Below are 26,613 nucleotides of genomic sequence, written 5' to 3' on the forward strand. Positions count from 1 at the left end.
TCCTGGTCCACCCGTTGGTTTCACGCCGTTCTAGTGGCGAGAACGCAGTTCCCGCCTGAGGATCTTCCCACTCGCCGTCTTGGGAAGCTCCGCGAGTACCTCGACCTGCCGGGGATATTTGTACGCCGCCAGCCGCTCCTCGCAGTACGCGGAGAGCTCGCCGGGGGTGGCCTCGGCGCCGGGGCGCAGACTCACGTACGCCTTGACGTTCTCGCCCCGGTACGGGTCGGGGACGCCGACGACGGCCGCCTCGCGCACCGCCGGGTGACCGTAGAGCACGTCCTCGACCTCGCGCGGCCAGACCTTGAAGCCGGACGCGTTGATCATGTCCTTCTTGCGGTCGACGACGTAGAGCCAGCCGTCCCGGTCCATGAACCCGATGTCGCCGGTGCGCAGTTCGCCGTCCGGGAAGGTCTCGGCGGTGGCCTCGGGGCGGCGCCAGTATCCGGGCACGACCTGCGGGCCGCGCACCACGATCTCGCCCTGCTCGCCCAGCGGCACCTCCTCGCCCTCCTCGTCGACGATCCGTACGACCGTGTCGGGGCCGGGCAGCCCGACCGAGAGGGTGCCCGAGACCGGGTCGACCGGGGCCTCCCGCTCCGGCGGCACCGAGGCGCAGGGGGCGGTGCACTCGGTGAGCCCGTAGCCGTTGCGCAGATACGGGCCGAACGCCGCCCGGAACTTCTCCACGAGCGCGGGCGGCACCGGTGCGCCGCCCGAGGAGATCACCCGGAAGGAGTCGAAGTGGTCGCGGGTGACGCCGGGCGCGGCCGCCAGCGCCATGAAGGCGGTGGAGGGGCCCACGGTGTAGGCCGGGCGGTGCTCGGCGAAGGCGTCGAGGACCACACCGGGGTGGAAGCGGTAGGCGAGGATCAGCGTGCCCGCGTTGGCGACGCACGCGGCGAGCTGGCAGACCATGCCGGTGATGTGGAAGAGCGGGGCCAGCGCGAAGTAGCCCGCGCCCTCGGCTATCGGGTGGCCGGTGCGCTGGCGCTCGGCGTTGTAGGTGATGCCCGCGTGGGTGTTCATGGCGCCCTTGGGGGTGCCGCTGGTCCCCGAGGTGTAGCTGATCAGCGCCGTGGCGTCCGGGGCGGGTTCGCGCCCGCCCGGGGCGGGCAGGCCCTGCCGGGCGACGGCCAGCAGATCGTCGGTGTCGGCGGGGCGCGGCAGCCGCTCGAAGGCGAGCACGCGCGCGTCGTCGCGGCTCTGCAGGTCGAGCTCGCAGGCGGTCAGCGCGATCCGGACGGGCGAGGCGGCGGCGGTGTCCCGCAGATACGCCTCCCACGCCCGGTCGGAGCAGATCAATGCGGCGGCTTCGGAGTCGCCGAGCACGTGCCCGACCTCGGCCGACTTGTACATCGGGTTGAGCGGGACGACGACAGCGCCCGCCTTCCAGGCGCCGAGCAGCGCGATCACGAAGTGCGGGGTGTTCTGGAGCATGATCGCGACCCGGTCGCCGGGCTGGATGCCCCGGGCCGCGAGGTGGCCGGCCACCGAGTCGGAGAGCGCGTCGGTCTCGCGGTAGCCGAGCCGGCCGTCGAAGTAGGCGAGCGCGGTGCGGTCGGGGGCGCGCAGGACGGCGGCGCGGAAGGCGTGCACCACGCTCGCGGGCGGGCTGACCGGCGCCCGCTGGGCCTCGGTGAGCTGCCCGAGCCAGGGCTTGGCCGCGTACGGAGAGGTCATGCGCCGCCCGCCTCCCACTTCTGCTGGAGGTGGTTCATGGAGGTGAGCCAGCGGTCCGGATCCCCGGCCCGCGCCCCGTAGAAGCCGGCGACCTCCGGGTGCGGCAGCACCAGGAACCGCTCCTCGGCCATCGCCGCGAACAGCGCGTCGGCGACGGCCGCCGGCTCGATCGCGGTCGGCGCGAGCACCAGGTCCCCGGCCGAGCCGGTGGCGGCCAGCATGTCGGTGCGCACGCCCTGCGGGCAGATCGCGTGGACCCGCACGCCCCGGTGGCGGTAGGTGAGCGAGAGCCACTCGGCGAAGGCGAGGGCGCCGTGCTTGGTGACGCTGTACGGGGCCGCGCCGATCATGGTGAGCAGCCCGGCCGCCGACACGGTCGACACGAACCGGCCGCCGCCGCGCTCCAGCCACTCGGGCAGCAGCTCGCGGGCGGCGCGGACGTGGGCCATCACGTTGACGTCCCAGGCGGCCTCCCAGACGTCCTCGGGCGCGGCCTCCGAACCGCCCGAGCCCAGGCCCGCGTTGGCGCAGTAGACGTCGATGGTCCCGCCCAGCGCCTCGCGGGCGAGCGGGACGACGCCGGAGGCGTCGCCGGGGACGGCGATCGCGCCGATCTCCTCGGCGGTCCTGCGGGCCTTGGCCTCGTCGAGGTCGTTGACGACCACCCGGGCGCCCTCCGCCGCGAATCTGCGCGCGAGCGCGGCGCCGATGCCGCCGCCCGCCCCGGTGACCACCACTGCCGCGCCCTGGACGCCCTGGACCGAACCCATCGAGAATCCGCCTCTCCGCATGCCGACTGGTGTGCAGACTAACCAGTCGGTATGTACGGACGGAAGGGGCCGTCGCGAACCGTCCCGTGCGGCTCGTTCCCGGCCGCCCGCCCGCGCGCTAGCGTGCGTGGCCATGACACCGCGAGCGGCCGTGGAGGTACGCCGATGAGCCTGTCCAGACGGGGCCTGCTGGCCGGAACGGGAACAGCGGCGGCGGGCGCGGTGGTCGCGGGCGCGGCTCCCGCCCGGGCCCGCCACCGCCCCGGGCCCGTGCGGACCGGCTTCGACCGGCTGGCCGCCGGCGGCTACCGGGCGCTGGCGGGCCGCAAGGTGGGCGTGGTCACCAACCCGACCGGCGTGACGGCGGACGTCCGGCACATCGTGGACGTCATGCACGCCGACCCGCGCGTGGACCTGGTCGCGGTGTTCGGGCCCGAGCACGGCTTCCGGGGCACCGCGCAGGCGGGCGGCTCCGAGGGCCGCTACGACGACCCGGCGACCGGGCTGCCGGTGTACGACACGTACGGCGTCAGCGGTCAGGCGCTCGCCGCCGTGTTCACCGCGTCGGGCGTGGACACGGTCGTCTTCGACATCCAGGACGTGGGCGCGCGCTTCTACACGTACATCTGGACGCTCTACGACTGCATGGAGGCGGCCGCGCTCGCCGGGAAGCGGTTCGTGGTCCTGGACCGGCCGAACCCGGTGACCGGGCGGGCGGCGAGCGGGCCCGTGCTCGACAAGGCGTTCGCGACCTTCGTCGGGCGCGAGCCGATCGCGCAGGCGCACGGGATGACGGTGGGCGAGCTGGCGGGGCTCTTCGACACCGAGTTCCTTGGCGGGCGCGTACGGGTGGAGACCGTACGGATGACGGGCTGGCGGCGCGAGGGTTTCTTCGACTCCACCGGACTGCCCTGGGTCCCGCCGAGCCCCAATATGCCGACCCCCGACACGGCGCTCGTCTACGCGGGCACCTGCATGTTCGAGGGCACCAACCTCTCCGAGGGGCGCGGCACCACCCGGCCCTTCGAGTTGCTCGGCGCGGAGGGCGTCGACGGGCGCTGGGCGGCGGCCGTGAACGCCCTGGAGCTGCCGGGGGTGCGCTTCCGAGAGGCGTACTTCACGCCCAGCTTCTCCAAGTTCCAGGGAAAGACGGTCGGCGGCGTCCAACTGCACGTCCACGACCGCGAGTCGTACGACCCGGTGCGCACCGGCGTAGCGCTCCTGGTGACGGCGAAGAAGGTGTGGAGCGGCTTCGCGTGGCGGCCGGACCACTGGATCGACAAGCTCACCGGGTCGGCCACCGTCCGCACCCTGATCGACGCGGGCGCGGGCACCGACGAGGTGGTGGGCGCCTGGCAGACCGGACTCACGGCGTTCCGCGCGACCCGGGCGCGGTATCTGCTCTACCGGTGAGGGCCCGGGGGGAAACCCCCGGGGCGGACGGTGGCTGGCGGGATGGGCCCGGCGCCCGCCCGGCCGACAGGCTGGGACCATGCATCTGTTCCACGACACCCACCACCGCCCGCGCCAGGCCTTACTGCTGCTGCTCGGCCTGACGCTCAGCGTCTTCACGGCGGCCGTCCCGGCGGCCCGGGCGGCCGAACCCCCCACCCCGGAACGGCAGTTGGCGCAGTCGGCCCAGCCCCTGGACGACCTGCGGCCGCTCGGCCGGATGGTCGGCTCGGCCGACATCGTGGGACTCGGCGAGGCGACGCACAACTCGCACGAGTTCTTCGCGGCCAAGCGGCGCGTGTTCCAGTACCTCGTCGAGAAGAAGGGCTTCACCACCTTCGCCCTGGAGACGGCCTGGTCCTCGGGGATGCGCGTCAACGCCTATGTGCTGCGCGGCGAGGGCGACCCCGAGCGGATCGTGCGCGAGGAGTTCCAGAGCTCGTACGCGATGTGGCGGACCCGGGAGTACCTCGACCTGATCCGCTGGATGCGCGGCTACAACCTGCACCACGACCGCAAGGTCCAGTTCATGGGCGACGACGTGGGGTACGCGGGCCCCCGGCTCTTCGACGAGGTGAGCGCGTACACCGCGAAGCGCTACCCCGCGCTGCTGCCCCGGCTCACCGCCCTCTACAAGGACTCGCGGCCCACGGCGGGCGTCGACGACACCATGAACGGCAGGCTCAAGCGCCCGCTCGCCGAACGCAGGCGGCAGGCCGACGAGGTGCGCCGGGCCTACGAACTGCTCGCGGCCCAGCGCCCCGGACCCGACCGGGCCGAGCACGCCTGGATCCTCCAGTACGCCCGCACCATCGCGCAGACCGGCGCCATGTGGTCATTCGACTTCTTCGACGACGGCCAGCTGCGCGAGTCGCGGCTCTACCGGGACCGGATCATGGCCGAGAACACCGTGTGGTGGCAGCGCCAGACCGGGCACAGGATGCTGCTCTCCGCGCACAACGGCCATGTCGGGTACGCCCCGACGCTCAGCGCCGAGTACCCGAAGGTGCAGGGCGCCTTCATCCGGGAGGCGGTCGGCGCCGCGTACATGAACATCGGATTCACCTTCGGACAGGGCTCGTTCAACGCCCTGGACCTGAACGACCCGGCCGAGCCGATCCGCGAGTTCACCGTAGGGCCGCCCGAGCCGGGCAGCAACGAGGAGGTCCTCGAACGCGTCTCACCGCGCGACTACTACCTCGATCTGCGCAAGGTGGCGAACCCGGCCAAGGACTGGCTGGGCGCTTTCCGGCCGACGCGGTCCATCGGGAACTCCTGGCCGCAGGACGCCGACCGGACGCGGCTCGGCCCTTCGTTCGACGTACTGGTGCACCTCCACCGGATAACCGCGGCGCACCGGCTCTGACCTCCCCCATCGCGGACTTTCTCCCCTGTCCGGCGTATGGTCAGCCCTCCGGTCCGGCGGGACGATGTGAGGCCTCAGCCTCGCCCCATCGTCAGCGAACGGACCGGAGGGCAACCCCATGCCGGACATCGGAGTCGAGCCATATCGGGAGATCACCTTCGACGCGGACGGCGACGCCTCCCCGGCGGAGCGCGCGGCCCTCGCGGAGCTGGACGTCACCGATCTGGTGATGTTCTCGCACGGCTGGAACAACACCCCGTCGGTCGCGACGGCCCTGTACCGCCACTTCTTCGCCCCCTTCCCCGGCCTGCTGGCCGAGGCGGGCCCGGCCGGGGCGCGGGTGCGCCTCGGGTACGCCGGAATCGTGTGGCCCTCCATCCGCTTCGCCGACGAGCAGATCCCCAACTTCCCGCACAACGCGCTGGCCGTGGAGCCGGGCGCGGGCCTGGACCCGGCGACCGTGGACGCGCTCAAGCGGGCGTTCCCCGAGCACGGGGTGACCGTCGACGCGCTGGCCCGGCTGCTCGACGAACAGCCGGACTCGGAGGAGGCATTCCGCCAATTCGGCATCCTGGCCCGTGAGTTGGTGGCGGATGACGTGGAATCGTCTGGCTTCGCCGCCGACACCGTGGGCGAGGGCGCGGGCGCGGCGGCGCTCCTCACGGACGACACGCTCGGGCTGTGCCGGGAGTACACGCTCGCCCTGTCCGACACCGGTATGCGGGTCGAACCGGGCCCGCCCGGCCCCTCGTTCTCGCTCGGCAACTCGCTCAAGCACCTGTGGCACGGCGCCAAGGAGGTGCTGCGGCAGACCACGTACTACGAGATGAAGCGCCGGTCGGGCAAGGTCGGCCAGCTCGGGCTCGGGCCGCTGCTCGGCGAGCTCGCCCGGACCAGACCCGCGATGCGGATCCATCTGGTCGGGCACAGCCAGGGCGGGCGGCTGGTCGCGTTCGCGCTGAAGGGGCTGCCGGAGGGGGCGCGCACCGTCAAGTCGGTGACCCTGCTCGAAGGGGCCTTCTCGCACTACGCGTTCGCCGAGCGGCTGCCGTCGGGGCTCGACGGGGCGGGCGCGCTCGCGGCGCTGCACCGACGGGTCGACGGCCCGGTGGTCTCCTGCTACTCGCGCTTCGACACCGCCCTCGGGGTGATATACCCGCTGGCGTCGAAGCTCGCCGGGGACTACCAGGGCCTGCTGGCACTCGACCGCCGCTGGTGGGCGATCGGCCACGACGGCATCCAGTCGGTGTCCCCGTGCACCGAACTCACCCTGGCGGAGGTGCTGCGGGACGGGGTGCCCGACTCGGGCTGTGTGAGCGTCAACGCCGAGTCGGTGGTCCGAGCGGGCGGCCCGCCCTCGGGCGCCCACTCGGACATCTGCCACCCGGAACTGGCGAGGGTGGTACTGGCGGCGGGCCGGATCGCCTGTACCTGACGCGAATCCCCGCGCCCCGTTCCTGTGAGGGGCGCGGGGCTGTGTCGTTGTGCGGCTCCGCCGCGTGGGCGCGACCAGCCGCACACGGCCCGCAGCCGAAGAACAGCCCTACCGGTGCGAAGCGAACTCCACGACCTGCTGATACGTAGGCCGGTTCTGCCAGTTGATCGCGTTCTGCGAAATCCCGCCCAGCGGCCGCTGCACGATCGAGTCGGCACACCACTGGTTGCCGGCGGCGCACCCCGCGTCACCGGGATACACCTGCGCGGGCGTCTTGGCGGCCGCCTGCTTCAGCGTGGCCAGGAGGGCGTCACGGCAGGCGGAGAGGCTCCCGTCGCCGCAGTACTTCCGGGCCAGCGCCCCCTGCACGGGCTCGCCGAGCACCGACCGCAGATCCTTGTCCGCGTAGCTCCACCAGCCGTACTGGAAGGCGGATCCGGCGTGCGCCCCGGTCGGGCCGTGCCCGGCCGACGGTGCCTCGTCCGTGGACAGGTTCGAGGTGAGCGCCGAGTACAGCCCGTCCCCGAGCCCCGGCCGGAACTCGGCCTCGACCAGTAGCGGCCACCACGCGTCCATCAGCCGCACGGCGTCCGGGTGGGTGTAGGTGTGCGAGCCCTGCGCGGTCTCCCGGCGCTGGGTCCCGTCCGCCTTCCACGACTCCAACTGCCCCACAGCCGTGGCCAGTTGCGGATCGTTGACGGGCGCGCTGCGGATGACCTTCAGGAGCTCGGGCAGCACGTCCTCGCCGCGCAGATCGGTGACGGCGGCCTGCGCCATCGCCCGGGTGAGCGCGGCCCGGGTCACCCCGCCCTGCGCGACCAGCGCCTTGACCCGGTCGTCGAGGAGGTTGCCCCGGTGCACCGAGCCGTTGCCGAACCCGGCGGACGTGTAGTCCTTGGCCTGCTTGTTGTTCCAGGAGATGTAGTAGTCCTGCCCCACGGACTGCGGGTGCTGGGCGGGCGGGGTGTAGTCGGCGGTGTTGTAGGCCGGGTCGAAGCCCTGCCACTCATAGGCGCGGTCGGCCGCGATCGGCAGCGACGGGTCGACGTCCGGGTTGCGGACCGGGTTCTTGCCGCTGTTGTAGTACGCGGCGGTGCGGGAGTCCGCGTAGAACCAGTTGAAGGCGTAGTCGACGTGCTGGGCGGCTTGCTGGAAGGTGGCCGCGTCCTTGACGTACGTCGGGTCGTTGAACATCTGGAAGCCGATGATCGAGTCGGCCTCGTGGCGGTAGGTCGAGCGCAGCGAGGTGTACGCGACCTGCTTGCCGCCGACCGTGGCGCGGGCGGTGACGATGCCGTAGTTGGTGCGCCAGACCTGCATCCGGTAGGAGCCGGCGGCCGTGTTGTCGGCGGTGGTCGGCTTCCAGGCGTTGGTCTTCTCCAGCTTCTCCATCGGGGTGCACACGCCCCGGTAGAGGTAGTGGGCCGCGTCCTGGCAGAGCTCGACGGTGTAGGTGTCGGTGATGTCCTGCCCGGCGGAGGTGGCCGACCAGGCGTAGTCCTGGCCCCGGCCGAGCTGCACATACATGCCGACGCCCGCGAAGGAGGCGCCGCGGGCGCTGATGCCCGGGCCCTGGATCTCCTGGAGCATCAGCAGCTGCGGGGCGAAGTAGCCGGTCTGCGGGCCGAAGACGGCGACCGGGTTGCCGCTGGCGGTGCGGCTGCCGGAGACGAGCAGCGCGTTGGACATCCCGCGCGGCTTGCCGATGTCGAAGCCGGGCAGGGCGCCGCTGTTGAAAATGCCCTTGAGCGGCTTGAGCCGCTCGGGTACGCGTACGTCGGCCTTGGCCTTGGTGAGCGCCGAGCCGGTGCGGTCGTAGACGAGCTGTTCGGGCACGACCGTGCCGGGGTCGGGCAGTGCGGTGCCGCGCGCGTTGGCGGGCTTGGTGGCGTACGGGAAGCTGGTGCCGTCGTGGACGGTGAGCGCGGCCTCGGGGTCGTTGCGCTCGCGGAAGGACTCCCAGACCTTGGTGCCCTCGGCGACGCCGTACTTGGCCTGCGCGGCCTGGAGCGAGAGCGCGGCCTGCACCTCGCCGCCGCCTCCCCCGCCGAAAAGCCCGCCGACGACGGAGGCGAGCGCGATCAGGTCGGTGACCTTGAACGGCTGGATCTCCCCGATGTTGGTGATGGCGTCGATCTTGCCGGTGAGGACGTACTCGCCGGGGAAGTACCGGCCGTCCTTGGACTGCTTGGCGTAGGCGTTGATGCCGTCCACATACGCCTGCGCGTCCGCCATGGCCTGCTCGCCGCGCGGGCCGTTGACGGTGCGGATCCGGTCGACCTGGGCCTGGAGGTCGGCCTCGGTGTACGGGGCCTGCGGCCAGAACTCCTGCTCCAGGCCCTGGTTGGCGAGCGCGCCGCCCGCGAACGAGGTGAGCTCGCCGCGCCCGATGTGCCGGAACAGGTCCATCAGCCAGAGCCGGTCCTGGCCGGCCGCGTACCCGGCGCCGTACTCGGTTCCGTAACGGGTGGTGCCCTTGATGTGCGGGACGCCGGTGGCCTTGTCGCGGGTGATGGTGACGTCGGGGCGCGGGGAGCTGGTGGAGGCCACCTGGCCGCCGGGCACCCCGAAGGAGGCGTCGTTGAAGAAGGAGTTGAGCTTGTCGTCGGTGAGCGAGGACTGGCCCGCGACGAGCGCGTCGTACTTGCCGAGCTGGTCGTCGCTGTGCGCGGGATGGGTGCCGAAGGCCTTGTTGCCGAGGATCTCGACAAGGGTGGCGTTGCCGTTCTCGCCGGGCGGCAGGATGTCGCCGCACCGCCCCAGGCAGTAGTCGCTGTTGGGGGGTTCGGCGGCGCCGGCCTGGCCGAGAGGGGCGAGCAGGGCGGCCGCGAGGGCGATCACGGTGGCGGCGGTGGCGGTTCTGAGCCGTGCGGTGGGTCGTCGCATGCGTGCTCCTAGTGAGGACCGATGCGGCGGAGGTTACTGAGGGGTACCGCAGGAGGGAAGATGAACACACGTCACCTTTCCCGAACGTGCGTGACCTTCCCGGAATCACCACAGGGTGACCGGGTGGGGCGCCCGGAGCATACGGGGGGCGTGCGACGGATTCCGGTCAGCGCCGCCTGATGGGGCCCATCGGATTTTCGATGGAGCCGGATCGGGTAGCCGTACGTCCATTCCTCGACGCCGAGCATTCGCCGAAGTAGTGAGCGACGGAGGTGGCAGGGCCATGGCTGGTTTCCGCAGCCTTGCGAGACAGGTGCGCGACCCAGGGAACGATCTCGCACTGCGCCGGTATTCGCTGCGCAAGTGCCTTGAGCGGTTCGCCCCTTATGGACACCGGGCGACCTGGGACCATCTGTGTGTGAGGCATGGCATCGGGCCCGAGGACCGGGCACCCGATCCGGCGCGGCTGGTGGCCGCGCTCGACGAGCTGGAGGCGGCGCGGGCCGTCTGGCTCGGATACGAAGCGGAGTTCGCGGCCCGCAGGAAGCGTGAGAAGCACGCCGGCCTGCGGATCCCGGGCTCCTTCGACGACTGGCACCGGCGCACCTGGGGCGGTTTCGGGGTGGCCTGGTGCGACGACCCGTCGGTGCATCCCGTCCAGCCGCTGGCCGAGGTGCTCGGCCGGATCATCGCGGCCCTGCGGACGGTGCCGGGCGCGGGCTGCCCGGTGTGCGGCGGGCGGGCGCTGGTGTGGCAGCGGGACCTGGCCCACGATCCGTGGTGCGGGCCGGTCTGCACGGGCTGCGGAATCCTGGTGCCGCAGCCGGTGCTCACCGCCGAGGCGCTGGTGCGCGCCAAGTCGGTACGGCGCGAGGCGCTGGCATCGGTGGCATGAGACACGCGGGGGCGGATGCGGCCGAGGGCCGCGGGGGCCGCCCCCGCGATGTCGGCGGGAGCACGTCCCGTACGGCTAACAGGTCTCGCACGACGGGGCCTCGGCCGCGGCCCGCTTCTTCTTGCGCTCGGGCAGCAGCCGCGAGCCGGTGAGGCGGTCGCCGGAGATGTCGTCCGGGTTGGACAGGACACAGGTCTCCAGGGACAGGCATCCGCAGCCGATGCAGTCGGTGAGGTGGTCGCGGAGGCGGCTCAACTGCTTGATGCGCTCGTCGAGTTCGGAGCGCCAGGTCTCGGAGAGCCGCGCCCAGTCCTCACGGGTCGGGGTGCGCTCCTCGGGGAGTTCGGCGAGGGCGTCCCGGATGGTGGCGAGCGGGATGCCCACGCGCTGGGCGGCCCGCACGAAGGCGACCCGGCGCAGCACGTCACGGCCGTAACGGCGCTGGTTGCCCGAGGTGCGGCGGCTGCTGATCAGACCCTTGGACTCGTAGAAATGCAGGGCGGAAACGGCGGCCCCGCTTCGGGCGGACAGCTGGCCGACCGTGAGCTCATGGACCTTCTCTGGAATCTGCGGCACCCCTCGAACCCTACTGCGCGGGTGAGATCACCGTTGACAGCGGGCACCGCCCCCAGCATGCTGAGCAAGCGCTTGGACAGTGGAGGCGCAAAGGCAGCCGAAGCATGCGAGAGAGGCAGGAACCGGGCATGGCAGAGCCGAGGATCTTCACCTCCGCCGACGAGCTGAAGGCCGGAGTGGGCGAGCCGCTCGGGTACAGCGACTGGCTGGAGATCGACCAGCACCGCATCGACCTCTTCGCCGACGCCACCGGCGACCACCAGTGGATCCACGTCGACCCGGCGCGCGCCGCGGCGGGCCCGTTCGGGACGACGATCGCGCACGGCTATCTGACGCTCTCGCTCCTGCCGGCCCTGGTGCCGCAGGTGCTGCGCGTCGAGGGCATGAAGATGGGCATCAACTACGGCACGGAGAAGGTCCGCTTCCCCGCCCCGGTCCCGGTCGGCTCCCGTCTGCGCGCGACCGCCGTGCTCACGAACGTCGAGGAGGCGGGCGGCGGCGTCCAGGTGACCGCGAAGGTCACGGTGGAGCGGGAGGGCGGCGAGAAGCCGGTGTGCGTGGCGGAGTCGGTGTCGCGGTACTTCTTCTGAGCGGCGCCTGCCGAGCAGCCCCTTCCGAGCGGGCTCTTCCGAGCCGCCTCGCGAGCCGCTACTTGGGCTGCGCCCCCACCATCCGCAGCACCAGGTCCGCGTAGAGCGCGCCGACCTCGTCCGGGGTGCGGCGGCCCTCCGTGTTGAACCAGCGGGCCACGTCGATGCAGAGCGACAGGACCGCGAGCGTGGTGCCGGGGACGTCCGGGACGTCGAACTCGCCCGCCGCCACGCCGTCGTTGAGGATGCGCCGCACGGCGGCGTCGCTGCGGCGGCGCAGGCCCACGATCTCGGTGCGGTGCTCGGCGCCGAGCGCGTCGAGCTCGTACTGCACCACGCGGGCGGTCATATGGTGCCCGGCGTGCCACCGTACGAAGGAGCGGACGGCGCCGTCGAGCCGGTCGGCGGCGGTGCCGGGAGCGGCCGCCGCCGTCTCCAGGATCTCCAGGGCCTTGTCGTGGCCGATCCTGCTGATCCGGTGGAGCAGCTCTTCCTTGGTCTTGTAGTGGATGTAGAGCGCGGCCGGGCTCATCCCGGCGCGGCCCGCGATGTCACGGGTCGTCGTGGCGTGGTAGCCGCGCTCCGCGAACGCCTCCACGGCGGCGACCAGCAGCCTCCGGGCGGCCTCGGGCGTGACCTCGCCCCACGGCTTGTCCTCGCCGCCCACCGTCTGCTCAGCCGCGTCCATCGCTGCCCCTTCCTTCGGACGAACACCATACCCCGAAGGTGAGCAAGCGCTTAGAGCGTGCCCTACAGCTTCTGGAACGGGTCGTGCTCAGCGAGCAGCTTCTCCAGGCGGGCCTGGTCGACCCGGCTGACGATCTGCCCGGCCTCCTGGCGGTCGCGGACCACCTTGGCGAGCGTGAAGGCGGAGGTGACGAGGTAGAGGACGGCTATCCCGAGGAACGCGCGCACCCAGGCGTCGGCCTGGAGCCGGGCGATGCCGATGGCGGTGGCGCTGATGGCGACGGCGAAGGACGCGACGGCCTGTCCGTAGTACGCGGCCGTGTTCTGCTGCTTGACCGGTGTCTCACTCATGGGCACAGCATGCGGCGGATGTGGCCGGGGCCACATCCGCTCGCGTACTCAGGACGTACTCATAACGCCGGGAGCCAGAACGCGGGGCCTCAGAACGCCGAGACGCCCGTCTCCGCCCTGCCGATGATCAGCTTCTGGATCTGGCTGGTGCCCTCGTACAGCGTCATCACGCGCGCGTCGCGCAGCAGCTTGCCGACCGGGTACTCGTCGATGTAGCCGTAACCGCCGTACACCTGAAGGGCGTTGTTGGCCGCGCGCACCGCCGCCTCGGAGGCGAACAGCTTCGCCTTGGAGGCGGCGGTGGCGAACTCCTCGCCCCGGTCGATGAGATCGGCCACCCGCCAGGTCAGCAGCCGGGCCGCGTCCACGTCCACGGAGATGTCGCTGATCAGCTCCTGGACCAGCTGGTAGTGCGCGATGGACCGGCCGAACTGCTCGCGCTGCCCGGCGTACCCGACCGCCGCGTCCAGGGCCGCCCGGGCGATGCCCACACAGCCCGCCGCCACCGACATCCGTCCCTTGGCCAGCGCGGACATGGCGATCGAGAAGCCCTTGCCCTCGGGCCCGAGCAGCGCGCCCGCGGGGACGCGCACGTCCTGGAGGACCACCTCCGCGGTCGCCTGGCCGCGCAGGCCGAGCTTGCCGTGGATGGGGCGGCGGCTGAGACCGGGGGCGTCGGCCGGCACCAGGAAGGCGGAGACGCCGCGGTGGCCGGGGGTGTCGTTGGTGCGGGCGAACAGCAGCACCAGATCGGCCCAGGTGCCGTTGGTGATGAACATCTTGGAGCCGTTGATGACGTAGTCGCCGCCGTCGCGGACCGCGCGGGTGGCGAGGTTCCCGGCGTCCGAGCCGGTGCCGGGCTCGGTCAGACCGAAGCAGCCGAGCGCCTCGCCGGAGGTCAGCCGCGGCAGCCAGGCCCGCTTCTGCTCCTCGCTGCCCCAGTGCGCGACCGTCTTGGCGACCAGGCCGAGCGAGACGGAGACGATGCCGCGCACCGACGAGTCGCCGCGCCCCAGCTCCTCGGTCACCAGGCAGTACGCGAGGTGGTCGCCGCCCGAGCCGCCGTACTCCTCGGGGACGGTGAGCCCGAGGAACCCGAGGGCGCCCAGCTTCTTCACGATCGACCGGTCGACGCTCTCGGCCCGGTCCCAGGCGGCGGCGTACGGAGTGACCTCGCGGGCGACGAAGTCCTCGGCGAGCCGCCGCACCGCGGCCTGCTCCTCGCTCAGCTCCAGGTTCATGTCGCTCGCACCCCAGGTGGTCCGGTAGGGCGGCCCGGCAGTCCGGTCGGCCGCCCTTTAATTAGCGCTGCTAGTTTTCCAGGCGCAGGCCTACTATGTGCCGCATGGCCCGACCGCGCAAGCCCCTCCTCAGCCACGACCGCATCGTCGCGGCGGCCAGCGCGCTCGTGGACGCCGAAGGGCTCGCGGCCGTCTCGACCCGCCGCCTCGCCGCCGAGCTGGGCGTGAGCGGGCCCTCCCTCTACAACCACTTCCGGACGAAGGACGAGATCCTGGAGGCGGTCGCGGACGCGACCTCCGCACAGGTCGACCTGTCGATGTTCGAGGCGGGCGACGCCCGCGGCTGGCGCACCGCACTGCACGACTGGGCCGTCGCCTACCGCGCGGTCCTCACCCGCCACCCCAACATCGTCCCGGTGCTCGCCCAGGGCCCCGGCCGCCGCCCGGCGGGCCTGCGGCTCGCGGACGCGGTGTTCGGCGCGATGGTCGCGGCGGGCTGGCCGCCCGCGCAGGCCACCCGGATCGGCGCGCTGATGCGGTACTTCGTCATGGGCTCGGCCCTCGGCTCCTTCGCCCGCGGCTTCGTGGACGACGAGACGGCGTACGACCCGGCCGACTACCCCCACCTCGGCCAGGCCCATCTGCTGGCCGAGCGGCAGGAGGAGATCGACGAGGGCGCGTTCGACACCGGCCTGCGGGCGCTCCTGGACGGGCTCCAGGCGCAGTACGACGCGCTGCCCCGCCGGACCGCCGCCCACGATTCGGCCCCCGCCGAACGGTGACGGCGGCATCCTGGAGGTATGACCACCACAGCGGGATCAGGGCTCGCCGCGTTCGCCTCGCTGCTCGCCGACGAGACCCGGGCGGCCTTCTGCCTGGCGCTGCTCGACGGACGGGCCTGGACGGCCGGGGAGCTGGCACGGCACGCGAAGGTCGCCCCCTCCACGGCCAGTGAGCACCTGGGCAAACTGGTGGCGGGCGGCCTGCTCTCGGAGGAGCGGCAGGGCCGCCACCGGTACGTACGCCTGGCCGACGCCGGGGTCGCCCACCTCGTCGAGCAGCTGGCGGCCCGTACGGCGCCCGCCCCGGCGCGGAGCCTGCGGGCCGCGTCGGCGGGCAGCGCGATGGCCCGTGGGCGCACCTGCTACGACCACCTCGCCGGCCGCCTCGGCATGGCCGTCACGGACGCGATGACGGTACGGGGGCTGCTCACCCAGGACGCCGGATTCGCGCTGACGCGCGAAGGGGTGCGCTGGTACGGGGAGTTGGGGCTCACCCTCGACCACAAGGGCAAGCGCCCGCTGGTGCGCTCGTGCCTGGACTGGACCGAGCGCCGCCCCCATCTGGCCGGGGTGGCCGGGGCCGTGCTGTGCGCGCACGCGCTGGACGCCGGGTGGTGCGTACGGATCGGCTCGGAGCGGGCGGTCCGGGTGACGCCGGAGGGCGAGGAGGCCCTGGGCGAGCTGCTCGGGATCGAGAAGGCGAGCCTGCGGTGACCAGGGCCGGGAAAGCCGGGGGCGGCGGCGAATAATTCGGTGAGCGCCGAACGGTTCCGGCCGTACCGTTCGACGCATGACGAACTCCTCGCACACCGGGCGCCGCTCGGAGCGGCTCGCCCTCGCCGCCGCCGGGGTCTCCGTGGTGCTGTGGGCCTCGGCCTTCGTGTCGATCCGCAGCGCCGGTGACGCCTACTCCCCGGGGGCGCTCGCCCTGGGCCGACTGCTCGCGGGCACCGCCGTGCTCGGCGCGCTCCTCGCCGTCCGGCGCGAGGGGCTCCCGCCCCGCGCCGCCTGGCGCGGCATAGCCGTATCGGGGCTGCTGTGGTTCGGCCTCTACATGGTGGTGCTCAACTGGGGCGAGCAGCAGGTCGACGCGGGCACGGCCGCGATGGTCGTCAACATCGGGCCGATCCTGATCGCGCTGCTCGGCGCCCGGTTCCTCGGGGAGCGGCTGCCGCCCCGGCTGGTGGCGGGCATGGGCGTCTCGTTCGCGGGCGCGGTCGCCGTCGGCCTGTCGATGTCCGGCGAGGGCGGCGCCAATGTGCTCGGGGTGGCGCTGTGCCTGCTCGCGGCGGTGACGTACGCGGCCGGTGTGGTGGCGCAGAAGCCCGCGCTCGCCCATGGCAGCGCGCTCCAAGTGACCTTCTTCGGCTGTCTGGTGGGGGCCGTGGTCTGTCTGCCGTTCAGCGGGCAGCTGGTGTCGGACGCCGCCGACGCGCCGCTCCCGGCGACGCTGAACATGGTCTATCTGGGGGTCTTCCCGACCGCGCTCGCCTTCACGACCTGGGCCTACGCCCTGGCCCGTACGACGGCGGGCAGGCTGGGCGCGACCACCTATGTGGTGCCCGCGCTGGTGGTGCTGATGTCCTGGCTGGTCCTGGACGAGGTCCCGGCGTGGCTCACCCTGGTCGGCGGCGCGCTCTGCCTCGCGGGGGTCGCGGTGTCGCGCTCCCGTCCCCGGCGCCGTACCGGACGTACGGAACCGGGGAGCGGGAGCGCGATCGTGGCCGCCGCCGCGGCGGACGCGGGCTAGAAGACCACCAGCGCCCGGCCGCCCTTGCCCGCGAGCATGTTGTCGAACGCGGCCGGGATCCCGTCCAGGCCGATCCGCTCCGAGACCATCGCGCCCAGGTCCAGGCGCCCGGCCCGGACGTGCTCGGCCAGCACCGGCAGGTCGCGCGCCGGGTCGCTGTTGCCGTAGACGCAGCCCGAGAGCGTACGGCCCCAGTGGAAGATCTCCAGGGCGTTGAAGGAGACCTGCTGGTCCTTGCCGCCGATGCCGACGACCGTGGTGCGCCCGCCGCGCCGGGTGGACTCCCAGGCGGTACGGATGGTCACCGCCCGGCCGACGCACTCCACGGCCACGTCCACCCCGTGGCCGCCGGTCAGCTTGCGGATGTCCTTGGCGGTCGTCTCCGAGGCGACGACGAAGTCGGTGGCGCCCGCCCGCCGCGCCAGCTCCTCCTTGGCCGGGGAGACGTCGACCGCCACGATCCGCGCGGCGCCCGCGATCCGGGCCGACTGGAGGGTGGCCAGGCCCACGCCGCCGACGCCGAACACCGCGACCGTCTCCCCCTCGCGCACCTTCGCCGAGTGGTGGACCGCGCCGTAGCCGGTGAGGACCGCGCAGCCGAGCAGGGCGGCCTCGGTGAGCGGGATGCCCTCGGGCAGCGGCAGCAGACAGTTCTCGGCCACCACCGTCTCCTCGGCGAACGCGGCGACGTTGAGGCCGGGGTGGAGCTCGGTCCCGGCGGCGGTGCGCGCGTACACCGCGCCCACACCTGTCAGCGCGTTCACGCAGAGCCAGACCTCGCCGAGCGAGCAGGGGTGGCAACTGCCACAGGAGGGCGCCCAGTTGAGGACCACGCCGTCGCCCGGTGCCACCGAGGTGACCCCCTCGCCGACGGAGACGACCGTGCCCGCGCCCTCGTGGCCGAGGACCGCGGGGACGGGGACGCGCATGGTGCCGTTGGAGAGCGACAGGTCGGAGTGGCAGACCCCGGCGGCGGCGAGGCGGACCCGCACCTGGCCGGGGCCGGGCTCGGGGAGTGCTATCTCGGTGACCTCCAGCGGGGAGCCGACGGAGGGAAGGACTGCGGCGCGGACCACGATGCTGCTCCCGGGAATGAGTGATGCGAAACGACGAGGTGTCAGAACTGGAGGGACTTGGTCTGGAGGTACTCGCTCAGGCCGTGCGGGCCGAGCTCGCGGCCGACGCCCGACTGCTTGTACCCGCCGAACGGGGCCAGCGGGTTGAACCGGCCGCCGTTGATGTCGACCTGCCCGGTGTCCATCCGCCGGGCGAAGGCGACCGCCTCGGCCTCGTCCCCGGCCCAGACCGCGCCCGCGAGCCCGTACACCGTGCCGTTGGCGATCCTCAGCGCGTCGTCCTCGTCCTCGTACCGGATGAGCGAGACGACCGGGCCGAAGATCTCCTCCTGGGCGATGGTCATCCCGGGTTCGACGTCGGCGAAGACGGTCGGCGCCACGTAGTACCCCTGCTCCAGCGGGGCCTCCGCGCCGCCCGCGACGATCCGGGCGCCCTCCTCGACGCCCTTCGCGATGTAGCCGCGCACCCGCTCCCGCTGCCTGGCGCTGACCAGCGGGCCGACCCGGTCGCCCGCCGGGTACTTGGCGACGGCGGCCTTGGCGAGCTCGACCGCCTCCTCGTACCGGTCGGTGTGGACCAGCATCCGGGTCCAGGCGCTGCACGTCTGGCCCGCGTTGCTCATGACGTTGGCGATGCCGACGGCGACCGCCTTGGCGAGGTCGGCGGAGGGCAGGATGACGTTGGCGGACTTGCCGCCGAGCTCCAGGGCGACACGCTTGACGGCCGCGCCCGCCGTGGCGCCGATCTGCCGGCCCACGGCCGTCGAGCCGGTGAAGGAGACGAGGTCGACCCCCTCGTGCGCGGCCAGCGCCTGGCCCGCGACCGGGCCGAGGCCGGTGACCAGGTTGAACACCCCGGCGGGCAGCCCCGCTTCGTGCACCGCCTCGGCGAAGAGCCGGGCGGTGAGCGGGGTGTCCTCGGCGGGCTTGAGCACGACCGTGCAGCCCGCCGCGAGGGCGGGGGCCACCTTGGCGACGATCTGGTGCAGCGGGTAGTTCCACGGCGTGATCGCGCCGACTACGCCGACCGGCTCGTGGAAGACCGTGGAGTTCCCGATCCGCTCCTCGAATCCGTACGCGGCGGCGAGTTCGGCGTACGAACCGGCGACCGCGATCGGCAGGCCCACGTGCACCTGCTGGGCGAACTGCTCGGGCGCGCCGAGCTCGGCCGTGACGGTGGCCGCGATCTCGTCCTTGCGGGCGGCGAGCCGGTCCCGCAGGGCGGCGATCAGGGCCGCGCGCCCGGCGGGCGGGGTCGCGGCCCAGCCGGGCAGCGCCGCGCGGGCCGCGCGCACCGCCGCGTCGACGTCCTCGGCGGTGCCCGCCGGGACGTGGGCGATGACCTGCTCGTCCGCCGGGTTCACCACGGCGATGGTGTCGCCGCCCGAAGCGGGCGTCCACCGGCCGCCTATGTACATCCCGTCGTGGGCGTTCATCGCACTCCTCCTGAGCCTGGGGGGCCTGAGCCCGGGTCCGGGGACCCAAACTAGCGCCGGTAGTTTTCCGGCACCAGGGGCCGCCCGGCCAGTGCCCGGGCGTCAGGAGGAGGCTATGCGGTCGGGCCCGGGCCCCGGACGGCGGTCACCGCGCAGTGGTCACCGGGCAGTGGTCACCGGACGGCGGTCAGGTGGGCGAAGACGACGACGTTGCTCTCGTAGCCCTTCTTGCGGTCGAACTTCCCGCCGCAGGTGATCAGCCGCAGCTCCGGCCGGTTCCGCGGGCCGTACACCTCCTCGTTGGGAAAGTGCGCCTTGTCGTACTTGCGCACCGCGTCCACCGTGTACACGGCGACGCGGCCGTCGGCGCGCCGGGCCTCGACCAGCCTGCCGGGCTTCAACATGGAGATGTTGGCGAAGACGGCGGCCCCGGTGCGGGTGTCGCGGTGGCCGACGGCGAGGGCGGTGCCGGCCTCGCCCGGGGTGGGCCCGCCCTGGTACCAGCCGACCAGCTTGGGGTCGTCGACCGGCGGGGTGGCCAGATGCCGCGCCCGGTCGAGCCCGAGACCGACGACCGGTGCCTTCAGGCTCAGATACGGGATGGCGAGGCCGGTCGCCCGGGACGGCGGCAGCGGCCGGGGCGGACGGGCGGGCGCCGCGTGCCCGGCGAACCTGCCGCGCCCGCCCGGGGCGGGCGCCTTGGCGCCCGGCACGGCCGGGGCCGCGGGCGCCCCCGGGGCCTGCTTGTCCCCGTCGGCCCCCGTGGGGGCCGAGGGCGTCGCCGCGCCCCCGGCCCCCACAGTGCCCATGGCGACCGGTGCGACCGACCCGTCGTCCTGGGCCCACCAGACGCCGCCGACGACGAGGGTCGCGGCCAGCGCCGCCGTCCGCGTCAGCCGGTAGGCGCGGGTGCGGTGGAAGGGCCTGGGGGAACCGCTACGCGGCGCCATGGGGGCGGCGGCGCAGCCGTCGGACGAACAGCACCCCGGAGACCCCGACCAGGCCGAGGGCCGCGATGCCCGCGGCCGGCGAGACGCCGTCGGTGACCCCGTCGGTCCCGGCCAGGCCGCCGCCGCCGGCGTTCGGCCCGCCGTGGGGGCCGCCGGTGCTCGCGCCGGGCGGATTGCTGACCGGGGGGCAGTCGACCTTGAAGACCTTGTGCTTGCCCGCGCCCTTGCCGCCGGTGATGTTCCAGGTGAGCTTGTACTGCCCGTTCGGGAGGGAGAGCGGCAGGGTGTGGCCGACGCCGGCGGCGAGGGTGATGGCGCCGTTGAGGGTGGCGCCGCCCGCCCTGAGCGGCTGCGTCTGGATGGACCAGGTGATGCCCTGCGCGACGTCGAAGTTGAACGCGTCGAGGTAGAACCCGCAGACCTTGGGCTCGTCGCGCTGGTCGATGAACCGAACGCCCAGGCTGTGGATCTTCACGTCGCCGTTGTCGCCGGGGGCGGCGTACGCGGCGGGCGCCCCGGCCAGGGCGGCTCCCGCGAGCCCCAGGGCGAGGGCGGTGGCGGCCGGGCGGCGGACGGTGGGACGCGGGGGTGAGAAGGCAGACATGCACTTTCCTTTGAGTCAGATTGTCATATAAATCGACCTTTCGTCTGACTCTCTTTCACACCCGCGCGGCGAAACGGCGGAGCAGCGCCGGACGGGCCGCCCGATATCGCCCGTCCGGCGCAGCGCGCCCGGTGCCCGGCACCGGGCGCCCCGCCTCGGACGACCCCGCCTCAGAGGCCCCTGCCTCAGACGGTCCCGAACAGGATGCCCGCGCCGAGGACCACCAGCGAGGTGAGTGCCGCCCACTTCACCGTGAACCGGGTGTGGTCGCCGAACTCGACCTTGGCCATGCCCACCAGGACGTACACGGCGGGCACCAGCGGGCTCGACATGTGCAGCGCCTGGCCGGCCAGCGAGGCGCGGGCGATCTCCACCGGGGAGACGCCGTGCGCGGCACCGGCCTCCGCGAGGACCGGCAGGACGCCGAAGTAGAAGCCGTCGTTGGACATGAAGTACGTGAGCGGCAGGCTCAGGACGCCGGTGACCAGCGCCATGTGCGGGCCCATGCCCTCGGGGACGGCCCCGACCAGCCAGTCCGCCATGTGCTTGACCATGCCGGTGCCGTTGAGGACACCGGTGAAGACGGCGGCGGCGAAGACCATGCCCGCCACGTTGACGACGTTGTCGGAGTGGGCGGCGATCCGCGCCTTCTGGTCCGGCATGTGCGGGAAGTTGACGGTCAGCGCGAGCGCCGCGCCCAGCAGGAACAGCACCGGGATCGGCAGCCACTCCATGATCATGGCGGTGAGCAGCACCACGGTGAGGGCCGCGTTGAACCAGTACAGCTTGGGGCGCAGGGTCGCGCGCCGCGGGTCCAGCCCCGGGAAGTCGGCGGCCTCGGGCAGGTCGGCCGCGCCGCCCGTGCCCGGGCGCGGCGCCTCGGAGCCGCCCGCCACCACCAGGACCGTCTCGCTCTCCGGCTCCAGGGCCTCGTCCAGCGTGAGGTAGCCGAGCCGCTTGCGCTCGCGGCGCCCGAGGACGTACGCGAGGACGAAGACCGCCACGAGGCCGACCGCGAGGGCCGGGATCATCGGGACGAAGATGTCGGTGGCGTCGAGCTTGAGGGCGGTGGCGGCGCGGGCGGTGGGGCCGCCCCAGGGCAGGGTGTTCATCACGCCGTTGGCGGTGGCGGCGACGCCGGTCATCACCACGAGGCTCATCCCCAGCCGCTTGTAGAGCGGATACATCGCGGAGACCGTGATCATGAAGGTGGTCGAGCCGTCGCCGTCGAGGGAGACGATCGCGGCGAGCACCGCCGTACCGACGACCACCCGCACCGGATCGGCCTTGCAGAACCGCAGGATGCCCCGGACGATCGGGTCGAAGAGGCCGACGTCGATCATCACGCCGAAGTAGATGATCGCGAACATCAGCATCGCGGCGGTCGGCGCGAGCTTGCCCACGCCTTCGACCACGTAGTCGCCGAGGTGGGCGCCCTTCCCCACGAAGACGCAGAAGAGGGCGGGGATCAGAACCAGCGCCGCGATGGGCGACAGCTTCTTCAGCATGATCAGCACCAGGAAGGTCGCGATCATGGTGAAGCCGAGGACGGTCAGCATGGAGGACACCTAACGTTCACCCTTGAACTCCCGCCAGGGGGCTGGCGGTGCGGATGACGTTAGGGCGGCCGTTCCGGCGTTAACAAGATGTTGACCTGTGAGCAATACGAGCAAAACCCCAGGTCAACGAAGTGCGACCAGCTCGACCGGGAAACCGTTAAGCACCGCCGTCCCCGACAGCGGGTCCAGGCGCGAGCCGTCGAGCAGCTGGTTGACGTTGACGCCGGGCAGGCCTTCGGCGACGCCGAGGCGGGTTCCGGGGCGGTTGTGCCCCCACCCGTGCGGGAGGCTGACCACGCCCGTACGGACCGAGTCGGTGATCTCCACGGGCGCCGCCACCTCGCCGCCGTCCGCCTTGACGCGTACCGGATCGCCGTCGCGCAGCCCGAGCCGCGCCGCGTCCTCGGGGTGGACGTGGAGCGTGCAGCGGTTGGAACCGCCGTTCAGGGACGGGATGTTGTGCAGCCAGCTGTTGTTGGAGCGCAGATGGCGCCGGCCGACCAGGACGAGCCCGTCCGGGCGGGCGCCGAGGGCCGCCCGCAGCCGGGGCAGATCGGCGGCGATCGGTGCGGGCAGCAGCTCGATCCGCCCGCTGCGGGTCCGCAGCACCTGCGGAAGGCGGGGCCGAAGGGGGCCGAGGTCGATGCCGTGCGGGTGGGCGAGCACCCTCTCCAGGGTGAGCCCGTCGGGGGCGGCGCCGAAGCCGTCGCCGTAGGGGCCGAGTCGCAGCATCAGGTCGAGCCGCCGCTCGGGCCCGCTGTCGCCGGTCAGCGCCGCCGCGAGCTCCTTGGGGTCGCGTCCGTACACGGCCGAGTGCGGGTCGGCCACGGCCTTGCCCAGCGTGCGGTCGACGACCATCGCGTCCACGGCGTCCGCCGGGGCGCCGTGCATACCGGTCGCCGCGAGGACGAGCCGGGCGTGGATCTCGCACTCGTCGAGCCTGCCTTCGGCGAGCGGGACGGCGGGCCGGGTGTAGCGGACCTGGTTGCGCACGGCGAGCGCGTTGAAGGCGAAGTCGAAGTGGGCGCTCTGCGAGGGCGGCGGCGGGGGCAGCACGACATCGGCGTGGCGCGAGGTCTCGTTGAGGTACGGGTCGACGCTGACCATGAAGTCGAGCCCGGCCAGCGCGCGGTCGAGCCGGTCGCCGTCGGGGGCCGAGAGCACCGGGTTCGCGGCGCACACGATCAGCGCCCTGATCTGCCCCTCGCCCGGCGTCTCGATCTCCTCGGCGAGCGCGGCCGCCGGCAGCTCCGACTTGGCCTCCGGGTGGCCGCCGACCCGGCTGCGCCAGCGGCCGATCTCGAACCCCTTGCCGGGCCCGGCCGGTCGCGGGGCGCGGTCGGTGGCGGAGAGCGGGAAGAGCGCGCCGCCGGGCCGGTCCAGGTTGCCGGTGAGGATGTTGAGGACGTCGACGAGCCAGCTGGCGAGGGTGCCGTGCTCCACCGTGCAACTGCCGATGCGGCCGTAGACGGCGGCGGTGGGCGCGGCCGCGAGCTCCCGGGCGAGGGCGCGGATCTCGTCCGGGTCGAGGTCGCAGGCCGCCCCGGCCGCCTCGGGGGTGAACTCCCGTACGGCCTCGCGGACTTCGGCCAACCCCTCGACCGCGTCCGCGAGCTGCCCGGGCGAGGTCAGCTCCTCCTCGAAGAGGACGTGGGCGAGGGCTGCGAGCAGCAGCGCGTCGGTGCCGGGCCGCGGGGCCAGGTGCCGGTCGGCGAGCTTGGCGGTACGGGTGCGGCGCGGGTCGACGACGGTGAGGGTGCCGCCGCGCCGGCGCAGCGCCTTCAGCTTGCCGGGGAAGTCGGGCGCGGTGCACAGACTCCCGTTGGACTCCAGCGGGTTGGCGCCGAGCAGCAGCAGATGGTCGGTGCGGTCGAGGTCCGGCACCGGGATGGCGAACGGGTCGCCGAAGAGCAGCCCGCTGGAGACGTGCTTGGGCATCTGGTCGAGGGTGCTGGCGGTGAAGAGGCTGCGGGTGTGCAGCCCGCCGAGCAGGACGGGCGGGTAGAGCGCCCCGGCCATGGTGTGGACGTTGGGGTTGCCGAGCACGACCCCGACGGCGTCGGCCCCGTACGTCTCGACCACCGGCCGCAGCCGCGCCGCGACCAGGTCGAACGCCTCGTCCCAGGTCGCCTCCTCCAGCTTGCCGTCGCGGCGGACGAGGGGTGCGGTGAGCCGGTCGGGGTCGCCGTCGACCTCACCGAAGGAGGCACCCTTGGGGCAGATGAACCCCTGGCTGAACACATCGTCCCGGTCGCCCCGGGCGCCGGTGACCCGGGTCCCCTCGACGGTCAGGGTCAGCCCGCAAGTGGCTTCGCAGAGGGGGCAGATGCGCAGTGCGGACATGGGGGGGTCCTCCCCGGGGCGGCGGTGGTGACGCGCGGGCGGTTTGAGCATACCGACCGGTAGGCATGGTGGCGAGGGCTGAGCGGGACCGTTACGGCAGTCGCCGCACCGCCGTCGTGGGCGAGGGCTCAGCCCAGGGTCCTGGCCAGATAGGCGTGCAGCAGTTCCCGGGTCTCGGAGACGATGCCCGGGTCGCCGTCCGGGTCGGTGCGGAAGGCGAGCCGCAGCAGCGCGTCCGCCGCCTCCACCGCGACCAGGATGGTGAGGCGCAGCTCGGCGTCGGGGGCGCGGCCGAACTGAGCCGGGAGCAGCTCGGCGAGCCGGTCGGCGAGGAGGTGGTTGGCGTCGGCGGCGGGGTCGGCGACCGGCTGCGGGCCGCCGAAGTCGACCAGGTTGAAGCCGGGCACGGTCTTCTTCAGGACCAGGTACTCGTCGAGCACCGCGTCGATCGCCCCGCGCCAGTCCTCGGCCTCGATGGTGGCGAGCCGGGCACCGACGATCTCCGCGAACCGGTCCAGGTTGCGGGCGGCCAGCGCCTCCGCGAGCGCCCGCTTGTTGCTGAAGAACCGGTAGACCGAGCCGATGGGCACCCCGGCCCGCTGGGCGACGGCCCGGGTCGAGAGCTCTTCGTAACCGGTCTCGTCCAGGAGCTCGGCGCAGGCGTCCAGGATCCGGCTGAGGCGCTCGGCGCTGCGCTGCTGCACCGGTGCGCGGCGGAGGTTCGCATGGGGCACGGCCCCATCATGCCGCGCTCGGCCGGTTTTGCCGTTGACGCGGTCGAATCCGAATCCTACGGTGACCCATAGGATTGCAGGATTCTTCGGCAGCGGGAGCGGCAGATGACGACCAGCAGCGAGCAGGCCAGGAAGACGGCGGAGGCGTTGACGTACTCCCCGGGGTTCGGCAACGAGCACAGCTCGGAGGCGGTTCCCGGCGCTCTGCCGCATGGCCGGAACTCGCCGCAGCGCGCGCCCCTGGGGCTCTACGCGGAGCAGCTGAGCGGTTCCGCGTTCACCGAGCCCAGGGCGCACAACCGCCGCTCCTGGCTGTACCGGATCACGCCGTCGGCCGCGCACCCCGCCTTCGTCCGCACCGACAACGGCCATCTGCGCAGCGCGCCGTTCACCGAGACCGTGCCCGACCCCAACCGGCTGCGCTGGAACCCGCTGCCGGAGCCGGCCCCGGGCACGGACTGGCTGGCGGGCCTGTGGACGCTGGGCGGCAATGGCGACGCCACCCAGCGCACCGGCATGGCGGTGCACCTCTACCACGCCAACGCCTCCATGGACCGGGTCTTCAGCGACGCGGACGGCGAGCTGCTGATCGTCCCCGAGCACGGCGGGCTGCTGCTGCGCACCGAGTTCGGCCTGCTCGCGGCCCGCCCCGGCGAGGTCGCGCTGATCCCGCGCGGCGTGCGCTTCCGCGTCGAGCTGCTCGACGCGACGGCCCGCGGCTATGTGTGCGAGAACTACGGCCAGCCGTTCCAGCTCCCCGACCTCGGCCCGATCGGCGCCAACGGCCTCGCCAACGCCCGCGACTTCCTGGCGCCGGTCGCGGCGTACGAGGAGGTCGAGGGCCCGGTGGAGGTGGTCAACAAGTTCTGCGGCAACCTGTGGACCGCGCAGTACGACCACTCCCCGCTCGACGTGGTCGCGTGGCACGGCAACCACGTCCCGTACGTGTACGACCTGCGCCGCTTCAACGTCATCGGCACGATCTCGTACGACCACCCGGACCCGTCGATCTTCACGGTTCTCACGTCCCCGTCGGACACCCCCGGCCTCGCGGGCGTCGACTTCGTCGTCTTCGCGCCGCGCTGGCTGGTGGGCGAGGACACGTTCCGCCCGCCGTACTTCCACCGGAACGTGATGAGCGAGTACATGGGCCTCATCGAGGGCGCGTACGACGCGAAGGCGGAGGGCTTCGTCCCCGGCGGCGGCTCCCTCCACAACATGATGTCGGCCCACGGCCCCGACCGTGAGACCTTCGACAGGGCGAGCGCGGCGGAGCTGAAGCCCCAGAAGATCGACGACGGCCTCGCGTTCATGTTCGAGACGCGCTGGCCGGTGACGGCGACGGAACAGGCGGCGTCGGCGGAGCACCTCCAGCGGGGGTACGACGAGGTGTGGCGGGGGCTGGAGCGGCATTTCCGGGCGTGACGGGGGTGACGGGGCGGGTGTG

At 72.9% G+C, this 26,613-nt stretch carries 23 protein-coding genes; 9 read left to right on the forward strand and 14 right to left on the reverse strand.

Annotated features, from left to right (window positions below):
* Positions 1-30: 30 nt before the first annotated feature.
* Both BX283_RS11700 and BX283_RS11705 read right to left on the reverse strand, forming a co-directional pair.
* Positions 31-1,683 carry an AMP-binding protein gene (locus BX283_RS11700; RefSeq protein WP_101392282.1) on the reverse strand — a complete coding sequence of 551 codons (1,653 nt, stop codon included), beginning with the start codon at positions 1,681-1,683 and terminating at the stop codon, positions 31-33.
* Complete coding sequence (locus BX283_RS11705; protein WP_101387560.1) at positions 1,680-2,453, reverse strand: SDR family oxidoreductase; 774 nt, start codon at positions 2,451-2,453, stop codon at positions 1,680-1,682. The genes BX283_RS11700 and BX283_RS11705 overlap by 4 nt, the downstream gene beginning before the upstream one ends.
* 165 nt (positions 2,454-2,618) lie before the next feature.
* Between BX283_RS11705 and BX283_RS11710 the strand changes: the two genes are divergently transcribed.
* The 3 genes from BX283_RS11710 (at position 2,619) to BX283_RS11720 (ending at position 6,706) form a co-directional block, all read left to right on the forward strand.
* Positions 2,619-3,866, forward strand: a complete 1,248-nt coding sequence (locus BX283_RS11710) for an exo-beta-N-acetylmuramidase NamZ domain-containing protein (RefSeq protein ID WP_101387561.1) — start codon at positions 2,619-2,621, stop codon at positions 3,864-3,866.
* 79 nt (positions 3,867-3,945) lie between these two features.
* Positions 3,946-5,271, forward strand: a complete 1,326-nt coding sequence (locus BX283_RS11715) for an erythromycin esterase family protein (protein ID WP_101387562.1) — start codon at positions 3,946-3,948, stop codon at positions 5,269-5,271.
* Positions 5,272-5,389: 118 nt separating this feature from the next.
* Positions 5,390-6,706 carry a serine-threonine protein kinase gene (locus tag BX283_RS11720; RefSeq protein ID WP_101387563.1) on the forward strand — a complete coding sequence of 439 codons (1,317 nt, stop codon included), beginning with the start codon at positions 5,390-5,392 and terminating at the stop codon, positions 6,704-6,706.
* Between the two features lie 108 nt (positions 6,707-6,814).
* Here the strand turns inward: BX283_RS11720 and BX283_RS11725 are convergent, their stop codons facing one another.
* Entirely contained in the window at positions 6,815-9,592 is a 2,778-nt protein-coding gene (locus BX283_RS11725; RefSeq protein ID WP_101387564.1) for a penicillin acylase family protein, read from the reverse strand.
* A 283-nt stretch (positions 9,593-9,875) separates the two neighbouring features.
* Here BX283_RS11725 and BX283_RS11730 point away from each other — a divergent pair, with 283 nt between their 5' ends.
* Positions 9,876-10,487: a hypothetical protein gene (locus tag BX283_RS11730; protein ID WP_101387565.1), complete on the forward strand. Its 612-nt coding sequence runs from the start codon at positions 9,876-9,878 to the stop codon at positions 10,485-10,487.
* Between the two features lie 75 nt (positions 10,488-10,562).
* On the opposite strand, the gene soxR is transcribed toward BX283_RS11730, so the two are convergent.
* Positions 10,563-11,063 carry a redox-sensitive transcriptional activator SoxR gene (gene soxR, locus BX283_RS11735; RefSeq protein WP_101387566.1) on the reverse strand — a complete coding sequence of 167 codons (501 nt, stop codon included), beginning with the start codon at positions 11,061-11,063 and terminating at the stop codon, positions 10,563-10,565.
* Positions 11,064-11,191: 128 nt separating this feature from the next.
* Here soxR and BX283_RS11740 point away from each other — a divergent pair, with 128 nt between their 5' ends.
* Complete coding sequence (locus tag BX283_RS11740) at positions 11,192-11,653, forward strand: MaoC family dehydratase (RefSeq protein WP_101387567.1); 462 nt, start codon at positions 11,192-11,194, stop codon at positions 11,651-11,653.
* A gap of 58 nt (positions 11,654-11,711) precedes the next feature.
* On the opposite strand, the gene BX283_RS11745 is transcribed toward BX283_RS11740, so the two are convergent.
* The 3 genes from BX283_RS11745 to BX283_RS11755 form a co-directional block, all read right to left on the reverse strand.
* Entirely contained in the window at positions 11,712-12,341 is a 630-nt protein-coding gene (locus BX283_RS11745) for a TetR/AcrR family transcriptional regulator (protein WP_101387568.1), read from the reverse strand.
* A gap of 62 nt (positions 12,342-12,403) precedes the next feature.
* A complete protein-coding gene (locus tag BX283_RS11750) occupies positions 12,404-12,691 on the reverse strand; it encodes a YiaA/YiaB family inner membrane protein (RefSeq protein WP_101387569.1) in 288 nt (95 codons plus the stop codon).
* Positions 12,692-12,780: 89 nt separating this feature from the next.
* Positions 12,781-13,932, reverse strand: coding sequence for an acyl-CoA dehydrogenase family protein (locus BX283_RS11755; RefSeq protein WP_101387570.1), 1,152 nt, complete (start codon positions 13,930-13,932; stop codon positions 12,781-12,783).
* Between the two features lie 95 nt (positions 13,933-14,027).
* On the opposite strand from BX283_RS11755, the gene BX283_RS11760 reads away from it, so the two are divergent.
* The 3 genes from BX283_RS11760 to BX283_RS11770 all read left to right on the forward strand — a co-directional run bounded on the left by BX283_RS11760 (position 14,028) and on the right by BX283_RS11770 (position 16,464).
* Entirely contained in the window at positions 14,028-14,714 is a 687-nt protein-coding gene (locus tag BX283_RS11760; RefSeq protein WP_257582593.1) for a TetR/AcrR family transcriptional regulator, read from the forward strand.
* 18 nt (positions 14,715-14,732) lie between these two features.
* On the forward strand, positions 14,733-15,428 hold the full coding sequence (locus BX283_RS11765) for a helix-turn-helix transcriptional regulator (RefSeq protein WP_101387572.1): 696 nt from the start codon (positions 14,733-14,735) through the stop codon (positions 15,426-15,428).
* A 76-nt stretch (positions 15,429-15,504) separates the two neighbouring features.
* Positions 15,505-16,464, forward strand: a complete 960-nt coding sequence (locus tag BX283_RS11770; RefSeq protein WP_101387573.1) for a DMT family transporter — start codon at positions 15,505-15,507, stop codon at positions 16,462-16,464.
* Here BX283_RS11770 and BX283_RS11775 read toward each other — a convergent pair.
* The 7 genes from BX283_RS11775 to BX283_RS11805 form a co-directional block, all read right to left on the reverse strand.
* On the reverse strand, positions 16,461-17,540 hold the full coding sequence (locus tag BX283_RS11775; protein WP_180357133.1) for a Zn-dependent alcohol dehydrogenase: 1,080 nt from the start codon (positions 17,538-17,540) through the stop codon (positions 16,461-16,463). The genes BX283_RS11770 and BX283_RS11775 overlap by 4 nt on opposite strands.
* Before the next feature lie 41 nt (positions 17,541-17,581).
* The gene (locus BX283_RS11780; protein WP_101387574.1) at positions 17,582-18,976 is read right to left on the reverse strand and encodes an aldehyde dehydrogenase family protein; all 1,395 of its coding nucleotides are present in this window, start codon (positions 18,974-18,976) and stop codon (positions 17,582-17,584) included.
* A gap of 173 nt (positions 18,977-19,149) precedes the next feature.
* A complete protein-coding gene (locus BX283_RS11785) occupies positions 19,150-19,926 on the reverse strand; it encodes a class F sortase (protein ID WP_101387575.1) in 777 nt (258 codons plus the stop codon).
* Positions 19,913-20,530: a hypothetical protein gene (locus BX283_RS11790; protein WP_101387576.1), complete on the reverse strand. Its 618-nt coding sequence runs from the start codon at positions 20,528-20,530 to the stop codon at positions 19,913-19,915. The genes BX283_RS11785 and BX283_RS11790 overlap by 14 nt, the downstream gene beginning before the upstream one ends.
* 185 nt (positions 20,531-20,715) lie before the next feature.
* Positions 20,716-22,089, reverse strand: coding sequence for a CitMHS family transporter (locus BX283_RS11795; protein WP_101387577.1), 1,374 nt, complete (start codon positions 22,087-22,089; stop codon positions 20,716-20,718).
* Positions 22,090-22,212: 123 nt separating this feature from the next.
* Positions 22,213-24,432, reverse strand: a complete 2,220-nt coding sequence (locus BX283_RS11800; protein WP_101387578.1) for a molybdopterin oxidoreductase family protein — start codon at positions 24,430-24,432, stop codon at positions 22,213-22,215.
* Between the two features lie 128 nt (positions 24,433-24,560).
* Positions 24,561-25,166: a TetR/AcrR family transcriptional regulator gene (locus tag BX283_RS11805; protein ID WP_257582598.1), complete on the reverse strand. Its 606-nt coding sequence runs from the start codon at positions 25,164-25,166 to the stop codon at positions 24,561-24,563.
* Positions 25,167-25,271: 105 nt separating this feature from the next.
* Between BX283_RS11805 and hmgA the strand changes: the two genes are divergently transcribed.
* On the forward strand, positions 25,272-26,591 hold the full coding sequence (gene hmgA / locus BX283_RS11810; protein WP_101387579.1) for a homogentisate 1,2-dioxygenase: 1,320 nt from the start codon (positions 25,272-25,274) through the stop codon (positions 26,589-26,591).
* Positions 26,592-26,613: the final 22 nt, after the last annotated feature.

Source organism: Streptomyces sp. TLI_146 (genome assembly GCF_002846415.1).
Classification (GTDB): domain Bacteria; phylum Actinomycetota; class Actinomycetes; order Streptomycetales; family Streptomycetaceae; genus Streptomyces.

Bases quoted from the DNA above. Each gene is read 5' to 3' on its own strand.
- BX283_RS11700 (WP_101392282.1), bottom strand. From the start codon at position 1,683: ATGACCTCTCCGTACGCGGCCAAGCCCTGGCTCGGGCAGCTCACCGAG.
- BX283_RS11705 (WP_101387560.1), bottom strand. From the start codon at position 2,453: ATGGGTTCGGTCCAGGGCGTCCAGGGCGCGGCAGTGGTGGTCACCGGG.
- BX283_RS11710 (WP_101387561.1), top strand. From the start codon at position 2,619: ATGAGCCTGTCCAGACGGGGCCTGCTGGCCGGAACGGGAACAGCGGCG.
- BX283_RS11715 (WP_101387562.1), top strand. From the start codon at position 3,946: ATGCATCTGTTCCACGACACCCACCACCGCCCGCGCCAGGCCTTACTG.
- BX283_RS11720 (WP_101387563.1), top strand. From the start codon at position 5,390: ATGCCGGACATCGGAGTCGAGCCATATCGGGAGATCACCTTCGACGCG.
- BX283_RS11725 (WP_101387564.1), bottom strand. From the start codon at position 9,592: ATGCGACGACCCACCGCACGGCTCAGAACCGCCACCGCCGCCACCGTG.
- BX283_RS11730 (WP_101387565.1), top strand. From the start codon at position 9,876: ATGGCTGGTTTCCGCAGCCTTGCGAGACAGGTGCGCGACCCAGGGAAC.
- BX283_RS11740 (WP_101387567.1), top strand. From the start codon at position 11,192: ATGGCAGAGCCGAGGATCTTCACCTCCGCCGACGAGCTGAAGGCCGGA.
- BX283_RS11745 (WP_101387568.1), bottom strand. From the start codon at position 12,341: ATGGACGCGGCTGAGCAGACGGTGGGCGGCGAGGACAAGCCGTGGGGC.
- BX283_RS11750 (WP_101387569.1), bottom strand. From the start codon at position 12,691: ATGAGTGAGACACCGGTCAAGCAGCAGAACACGGCCGCGTACTACGGA.
- BX283_RS11755 (WP_101387570.1), bottom strand. From the start codon at position 13,932: ATGAACCTGGAGCTGAGCGAGGAGCAGGCCGCGGTGCGGCGGCTCGCC.
- BX283_RS11760 (WP_257582593.1), top strand. From the start codon at position 14,028: ATGTGCCGCATGGCCCGACCGCGCAAGCCCCTCCTCAGCCACGACCGC.
- BX283_RS11765 (WP_101387572.1), top strand. From the start codon at position 14,733: ATGACCACCACAGCGGGATCAGGGCTCGCCGCGTTCGCCTCGCTGCTC.
- BX283_RS11770 (WP_101387573.1), top strand. From the start codon at position 15,505: ATGACGAACTCCTCGCACACCGGGCGCCGCTCGGAGCGGCTCGCCCTC.
- BX283_RS11780 (WP_101387574.1), bottom strand. From the start codon at position 18,976: ATGAACGCCCACGACGGGATGTACATAGGCGGCCGGTGGACGCCCGCT.
- BX283_RS11785 (WP_101387575.1), bottom strand. From the start codon at position 19,926: ATGGCGCCGCGTAGCGGTTCCCCCAGGCCCTTCCACCGCACCCGCGCC.
- BX283_RS11790 (WP_101387576.1), bottom strand. From the start codon at position 20,530: ATGTCTGCCTTCTCACCCCCGCGTCCCACCGTCCGCCGCCCGGCCGCC.
- BX283_RS11795 (WP_101387577.1), bottom strand. From the start codon at position 22,089: ATGCTGACCGTCCTCGGCTTCACCATGATCGCGACCTTCCTGGTGCTG.
- BX283_RS11800 (WP_101387578.1), bottom strand. From the start codon at position 24,432: ATGTCCGCACTGCGCATCTGCCCCCTCTGCGAAGCCACTTGCGGGCTG.
- hmgA (WP_101387579.1), top strand. From the start codon at position 25,272: ATGACGACCAGCAGCGAGCAGGCCAGGAAGACGGCGGAGGCGTTGACG.